Genomic DNA, 6,362 nt, shown 5'->3' on the forward strand with positions numbered 1-6,362 from the left:
CGCTACGCCTTGGCAGGCCTATAGAGGTGGACGCTGGAAATGGATAGCTGTGATTTTGGCGGCAGTAGGACCGACTGCGGCTAACGCATTCACTACGTCAATCGGTTTGAGACGACCGGAACAGCAACTGGAACCAAGGCAGAGATCAAGCAGCCTATGGCGCTGATCGCGTTGAGATTACAACGGCGGCAACGGCACCAGATCTGAGGACGAAAAATGATCGACAAGAAATCTGAGACTGAAGCTGAAAAAGAGATCTGTGAAGTCGTGGGCCGAATCGTACTCATGGCTTCACTCTTAGACAATCAGTTAAATGCCGTCTTGGTGGCAGCTCTATCTCTTGGCGGGAAGGCGCTGACACTCGCGGTTGTCGCTGCCCTGGACCCGGCCCGAAAAGTTGAAATCCTGAAGGCATTTGTCACGCAGATATCCAACGACGAATGGAAGAAGCCAGTCCTGCGTTACGCAGACGGCGTTGAAAAAGTAAACCGGGCTCGGAACCTCGCCGCCCACAGTATGGTTATCGACAGCGGTGGAGAACATGTTCTAGCGACCAATAGCGTTGCGAAATTATTGAAGGCTACTGATCGTAAAAGCCGAGCGATCAAACGTGTGCCGCTCAACACGCTGAGCAATGCTTCAGATCTCGCGCTGAAAGTCTATAAAGAGGGTGAGAGCGTTATCGCCAATTTTGGTCGAGTTGAGTTGGAGAGAAATCGACGGGGAGCAGCGGCGCAACGCTAGATCATTCGGAATCCAATTGTCTGCGGCTTCGTTGGATGCCAATCAGCCGATCATGAAAAGAGTCGCACTACCGATATCCTAGATCGGCCGAGGCTTATGTGCGTCGCGCCGACCGCTAAATAATCATGCCGGGAAATGAGCTTCTTTGATGAGTTGGAATATTCTCGCTGCGCTTCCGAACATCGTCGTCACAGACCCGATTGAGGGAGAACAATTCTCCATGATCGGCAGCGATGACGCGCGCCTGTCCGATAATTTTGCCCTGCAGCCAAATCTAAAAGCATTCTTCCGAAGGTTTACAAACAGCCACGGAGTGAGGATTACGCCCGCAGCGCTCGTTGCGAGATCTGATACGCCCGCCGAGTTTCTCAACAGCGAAGCTGTCTCGGGTTTTCGAGATGCCGTTGCCGCGTCCATCATCCCATTTGCACGCGCTGCGGCCATAACTCATCGCAATTATTCCCGACCGATGTACTCTGACTCTTTCGATCTTTATCCTTGGATGGTCGATCGGAATGGCGAGCACCTCATCGCGAACACTCCGGCCGTAAGCGCACTTCATCAGATCAAAGGATTTAGGGGGCTTTCCTCGCCAGGACTTTCGGTCGTCCAGATTCGCGATTGGGACATTGATGAAGCGTTACTAAAAGTTTTGCTAGACTGGTGGAGGAAGAGATTTTCCGGCGGAACGCCACACTGGGAACAACTTGCGCTATTTCGCTCTCTGAACGCTGCTAATGCCGCAATGCAAATGCCGCAAAGCGCGGGCGCCACGATATATGACTGGGGCCGATCCCTGTCGCTTTGGATAAGCGCATTTGAGATACTCGTGCACCCTGGCCCTGGCGGTGAAGCCAACCGCGCGAAAGTATTTGCATTGATTGAACGCGGTGAATGGGAGCGTGAAGCAGTTCGCGAAAAAGTCCATGATGTGCGGTTGAGCAAAAAGAGCGTCGTAAGAAAAGCATTTCCCAGCTATCTGTATGCTCTCGCTTACCAAGCGAGAAACAATTTTCTCCATGGCGAGCCAGTTGGACGGGAGCACTTGGTTTTACCTTCCGGTCAGCCCGTTGGGTTTTTGGTCTCGGCGCTTTATCGAAACGCAATTGCGACATTTGTAGATCTGACAGCTACCGTAAGCATCGACGGAAAGGCGTCTGTTGGAGCAATCGCACAGGCAATATCTGAAATGTCCGACCGTCGAAGAGTTCCGCGCACTGTAGAAGATGCCTTCATTAAGGCCATGGCTCCTAAGCCGGAAACCGAAGACGACGATGAGTAGCGACAACAGCCATTCCCGCAGCTATGCACTTTAAAAGAACCTGCTGGTCGAGCACTGCAGCGGCGCTGAAATCCGCCCTTCACGCGATGACCCTGTCGCCTGCAGCGAACCGCAGGCGCCCTATTCCGCGGCCAACGCCGTGACCTCGCGGCGGAAGGGCAGTGCGTCGCCGATATCGGCTTCATCCAGCTCGCGCGCGAAGCGGTGACCGGCATAGGTTGCCCAGGCGATCGGACCCGGCGCCTCGGCGTCGCCGATGATTTTGATCGAGCGGATTCCGCTGTCGGCCCATTCGTCCCGCCGCGCCTTCAATTCCTGCCAGACACTATCGTCCTGGTGGCGTGACGTGACCAGCACCACGGCGTCCGCGGCGATGTCAAATTGGCTGCCCGTATAGGCGCACGCCGTGGCAACACCGCCCGGCACGATGCGCGTCACAGTCCGGTTCAGCACGATCTCGACGCCGAGTTCGGCCAGCCGGCGATGGACGGCGCCCTGCTCCAGCGTGTTGCGGGTCCAGTCGGATACATAGGCCGACGGCGTCACCAGCGTCACCTTCGCGCCCTGGCGCGCCATCAGCTCGGCCAGAACGCCACCCATGTAGTAGTGGTCGTCGTCGAACAGCACGACACTGCCGGTCGGCACAGTGCCGGCCATCAGATCGTCCGGCGTGTAGACCGGCATGGCCGGGTCGATCGGCATCGGCACGACATGCGCGCGCGCCACGCCGTCTCGGCGCCATGTCGAGCCGGTGGCAAGCGCAATGTTCTGAAAGCCGAAGTCCAGTATCTCCTGCGCCGACAATCGGCTTTCGAAATAGACGTCGACATTGGACATCTGGCTGATCTGGTACTGGCGGTAGTCGCGCACGCGTCCCCATGCCGAGAGACCAGGCAAGCGGCACTCGCGCGCCACGCGGCCGCCAAGTTCGGTGCCGGCCTCGGCGATGGCCACCTGATAGCCGCGCAGGCCGAGCGCACGCGCCGCCTCCAGCCCGGCCGGGCCGGCGCCGACGATCAGCACGCTGTCGCTATCGCCCTTGGCCTGCATGCGTTCGGGATGCCAGCCCTTGCGCCATTCCTCCATGAAGGTCGGGTTCTGCGTGCAGCGCGAGATCGACATGGTCATGTCGCCGGTGATGCAGATGTTGCAGCCGATGCATTCGCGAATGTCCTCGATGCGCCCCTCCTCCACCTTCTTCGGCAGGAAGGGATCGGCAATCGATGGGCGCGCGCAGCCGATGAAATCCAGCGTGCCGGACTTGATCATCTTCACCATCACATCCGGCGAGGTGAAGCGACCGACGCCTACGACCGGCTTCGAGGTCAGTTTCTTGATGCCGGACACCAGGCTCTCCTGCGCGCCCTCCTCCTTGAACCGCGACGGCCCGGAGCAGTCCTCCCAGGCGCCATGCGCCAGGTCCCAGAGGTCGGGCAGATCGGCATGCATCTCGATCATGTCGCGCACTTCGGAATTGGCGAAGCCGAGCTCACCGATCATCTCGTCCAGCGACAGCCGCAGCGTCAGGCCGCACGTGTCGCCGATAGCGTCCCTGCCCTCTTCGATCAGCTCACGCATCAGCCGCGAGCGGTTCTCCAGCGAGCCGCCATATTCGTCGCTGCGCTGGTTGGTGGCCGTGGACAGGAAGTGCTGGATGATGCCGAAGCCATGCGCGCCGTAGAGGCACACCAAATCGAAGCCCGCGAGCCTCGCCCGTTTGAAGGCATTGCGATGCCAGCGGCGCAGGTCGCGAATATCCTGCTTGTCCATGGCGCGCGCCTGCACCGGATCGTTGGTGAAGGTGCGGATCGGCAGGGCCGACGGCCCGCGCGGCACTTCCTTGGTGTAGAGGTTCGGCCCGTTGATGCCTGAGTAGGCCAGCTGGATGCCGGCCAGCGCGCCATGCTGGTGCATTGCCTTGGCCATCTTCGCCAGCGCCGGAATATCGGCATCGTCCCACAGCCTGAGCTCGATGAAGGGCGTGATCTCCGATGTGTGGTGCATCTCGGTTTGCTCGGTGAAGATGACGCCCCAGCCGCCTTCCGACTTGGTGCGGCGCATCTCGGCCGCGGCCGAAGGGTCGCGATAGCCGCCGCCATTGCAATGCGGCACCTGATAGAAGCGGTTCTTGGCGGTCACCGGACCGATCTTCACGGGCTCAAACAGAATATCATAACGCGGATCGCGCATGGAACGTGCCTTCCTGCCAGCGTCGCCCTGCAGCACGCCCGATCATGGTTTCGAGGCGTGACGCAAGCCGGCCAGCCCAGTGGGTTGATGCCGTGAGACCATTCATAAGTTGCGGCAAGCGCCGGAAAACAACAGATTTCTTCTGTGCCGGTTAGGCCGCGCCTAATCGCACACATCCGGATTAGCATCCGCTGAATCCCGACTGAGCCAAATGCGACTTCAAGGCCCCGGCCACGCGATGCTAGAAGTACCGACGGCCAATGAGACACAAGACGCATGGACAGCATCCAGATCCTCGAAAAGCTGCTCGCATTCCCGACGGTGAGCCGCGACTCGAACCTCGCCCTCGTCAACTACGTGGCGGACCTGCTAGACGCACACGGCACTGCCAGCCAGATCATCCACAGCGAGGACGGCCACAAGGCCAACCTCTTTGCCACCATCGGACCGACTGATGCTTCCGGCATCATGCTGTCCGGTCACACCGACGTCGTTCCCGTCGACGGCCAGGCCTGGACGCTGCCGCCCTTCGAGATGACGAACCGTGACGGCAAGCTTTACGGACGCGGCGCGGCCGACATGAAGGGTTTTGTGGCCTGCGCGCTCGCCGCGTGCCTCAAGGCCGCGAAAATGACGCTGAAGACGCCTCTGCACCTGGCACTCTCCTACGACGAGGAGATCGGCTGCATCGGTGTGCGCAGCCTGGTCGACATGCTGCAAGCGGCCCCGCATCGGCCGCTGCTATGCATTGTCGGCGAGCCGACCGATATGCAGGTGGCGACGGGGCACAAGGGCAAGCTTGCCGCACGCGCGCTTTGCAAGGGGCGCGAAGGCCATTCGGCGCTGGCCCCGCTGGCGCTCAACGCCATCCATCTCGGCTGCGACTTCGTCGCCGCCTTGCGCCGCGAACAGGACCGGCTGGTGCGCGATGGCGCCCGCGACGGCGACTACGACATCTCATACACGACCGTCCATGTCGGCAAGATCAACGCAGGCGTGGCGCTGAACATCGTGCCGAACCTTTGCCAGGTCGACTTCGAGATCCGCAATGTCGCAGCCGACGACCCGCACGAGATTCTCGACCGCCTGCGCAAGGAGGCTGCTCATATTGCTTCCGAAGCCTCGACCATCGCGCCCGAGGCAGCAATCGACATCGACATCACCAACACCTATCCCGGCCTGGACACGCCAGCCAGTTCGCAAGCCGTCGCCTTCGTCAAATCGCTGACCGGCGCCAACAATACCATCAAGATGGCCTTCGGCACGGAAGGCGGCCTGTTCAGCCGCGATCTCGGCACGCCGACGGTCGTGTGCGGACCGGGGTCGATGGCGCAAGGGCACAAGCCGGACGAATTCGTCAGCGTCGAGCAGATGCGCCGCTGCGACAACATGCTGGAAAAATTGCTGAAGCGGCTTGCCGACCAGCAACTGGCGTAAGCGGGCGCTACTTCTGCGGAAGCGCTGCCTGGCCGACGGCCCGCTCGGCGCCGAACACACCTTGCTCGACGACAAAATGCCGGCAGTGGTCGATGAACGCCTGGGCGGATTGCGTACGATGTTCGGAATTGGGCAAGGCGACGCCCATGGTCAGCGGCCGCAGGTCACCGTCCAACGGCACGAAGACGAGCGGCTTGCCGTCCGGCGCCAGCGTGTTGAGCGGCCGCATGTTGGCGATGCCGTAGCCGAAGCCGTTGGCCACCATGGAGCGCATGACCGCAATGTCGCCGGTGCGCTCGGCAATGTTGGGCCGGATCCCTCGCTGGTGGAATGCCGACAGGAAATATTCGCGGCTGTACGGCAGGTCGAGCAGCACCATCGGCTCGTCGGCCAGTTCCTCCGTCGTGATCGACGCCTTGGCCGCGAAACGATGGCCCGCCGGCAGCATGACATAGGCCGGCACCAACATCAGCGGCTCGAAGGTCATATCCTGCGACAGTTCGAGATCGTAGGTCAGGGCAAGGTCGATTTCACCGCGCTGCAGCATCTCAAGCAATTGCCCCTGATTGCGCTCGAACTGGCGCACGCGCACATCGGGATAAGCACGCTCGAACCGCATGCGCAGCGCCGGCAGCACGATCTGCGCAAAGGTCAGCAGGCATCCCACCGCCAGCGGGCCGCGCACCTTCTCGGCAAAATCGCCGGCGAC

General features: G+C 60.7%; 5 protein-coding genes. 3 read left to right on the top strand and 2 right to left on the bottom strand.

The features are described 5' to 3' along the window. Positions 1-216 precede the first annotated feature (216 nt). Both EN994_RS13535 and EN994_RS13540 read left to right on the top strand, forming a co-directional pair. Positions 217-744, top strand: coding sequence for a hypothetical protein (locus EN994_RS13535; protein ID WP_063168699.1), 528 nt, complete (start codon positions 217-219; stop codon positions 742-744). A gap of 148 nt (positions 745-892) precedes the next feature. Continuing rightward, a complete protein-coding gene (locus EN994_RS13540) occupies positions 893-2,026 on the top strand; it encodes a hypothetical protein (protein WP_063168700.1) in 1,134 nt (377 codons plus the stop codon). Between the two features lie 120 nt (positions 2,027-2,146). Here EN994_RS13540 and EN994_RS13545 read toward each other — a convergent pair whose 3' ends face one another. After that, positions 2,147-4,216: an NAD(P)-binding protein gene (locus EN994_RS13545; protein ID WP_063168701.1), complete on the bottom strand. Its 2,070-nt coding sequence runs from the start codon at positions 4,214-4,216 to the stop codon at positions 2,147-2,149. 276 nt (positions 4,217-4,492) lie between these two features. On the opposite strand from EN994_RS13545, the gene argE reads away from it, so the two are divergent. Further along, positions 4,493-5,653, top strand: coding sequence for an acetylornithine deacetylase (gene argE, locus EN994_RS13550; RefSeq protein WP_063168702.1), 1,161 nt, complete (start codon positions 4,493-4,495; stop codon positions 5,651-5,653). Between the two features lie 7 nt (positions 5,654-5,660). On the opposite strand, the gene EN994_RS13555 is transcribed toward argE, so the two are convergent. Next, on the bottom strand, positions 5,661-6,362 hold a 702-nt coding region (locus EN994_RS13555), incomplete at its 5' end, for a LysR substrate-binding domain-containing protein (protein WP_127307583.1).

Origin of the sequence: Mesorhizobium sp. M7A.F.Ca.CA.002.09.1.1 (assembly GCF_003998555.1) — a bacterium.
Classification (GTDB): domain Bacteria; phylum Pseudomonadota; class Alphaproteobacteria; order Rhizobiales; family Rhizobiaceae; genus Mesorhizobium; species Mesorhizobium ciceri.

What these genes read in the sequence shown, in the direction of transcription:
- argE (WP_063168702.1), top strand. Translation starts at nt 4,493, where the DNA reads ATGGACAGCATCCAGATCCTCGAAAAGCTGCTCGCATTCCCGACGGTG.
- EN994_RS13540 (WP_063168700.1), top strand. Translation starts at nt 893, where the DNA reads ATGAGTTGGAATATTCTCGCTGCGCTTCCGAACATCGTCGTCACAGAC.
- EN994_RS13545 (WP_063168701.1), bottom strand. Translation starts at nt 4,216, where the DNA reads ATGCGCGATCCGCGTTATGATATTCTGTTTGAGCCCGTGAAGATCGGT.
- EN994_RS13535 (WP_063168699.1), top strand. Translation starts at nt 217, where the DNA reads ATGATCGACAAGAAATCTGAGACTGAAGCTGAAAAAGAGATCTGTGAA.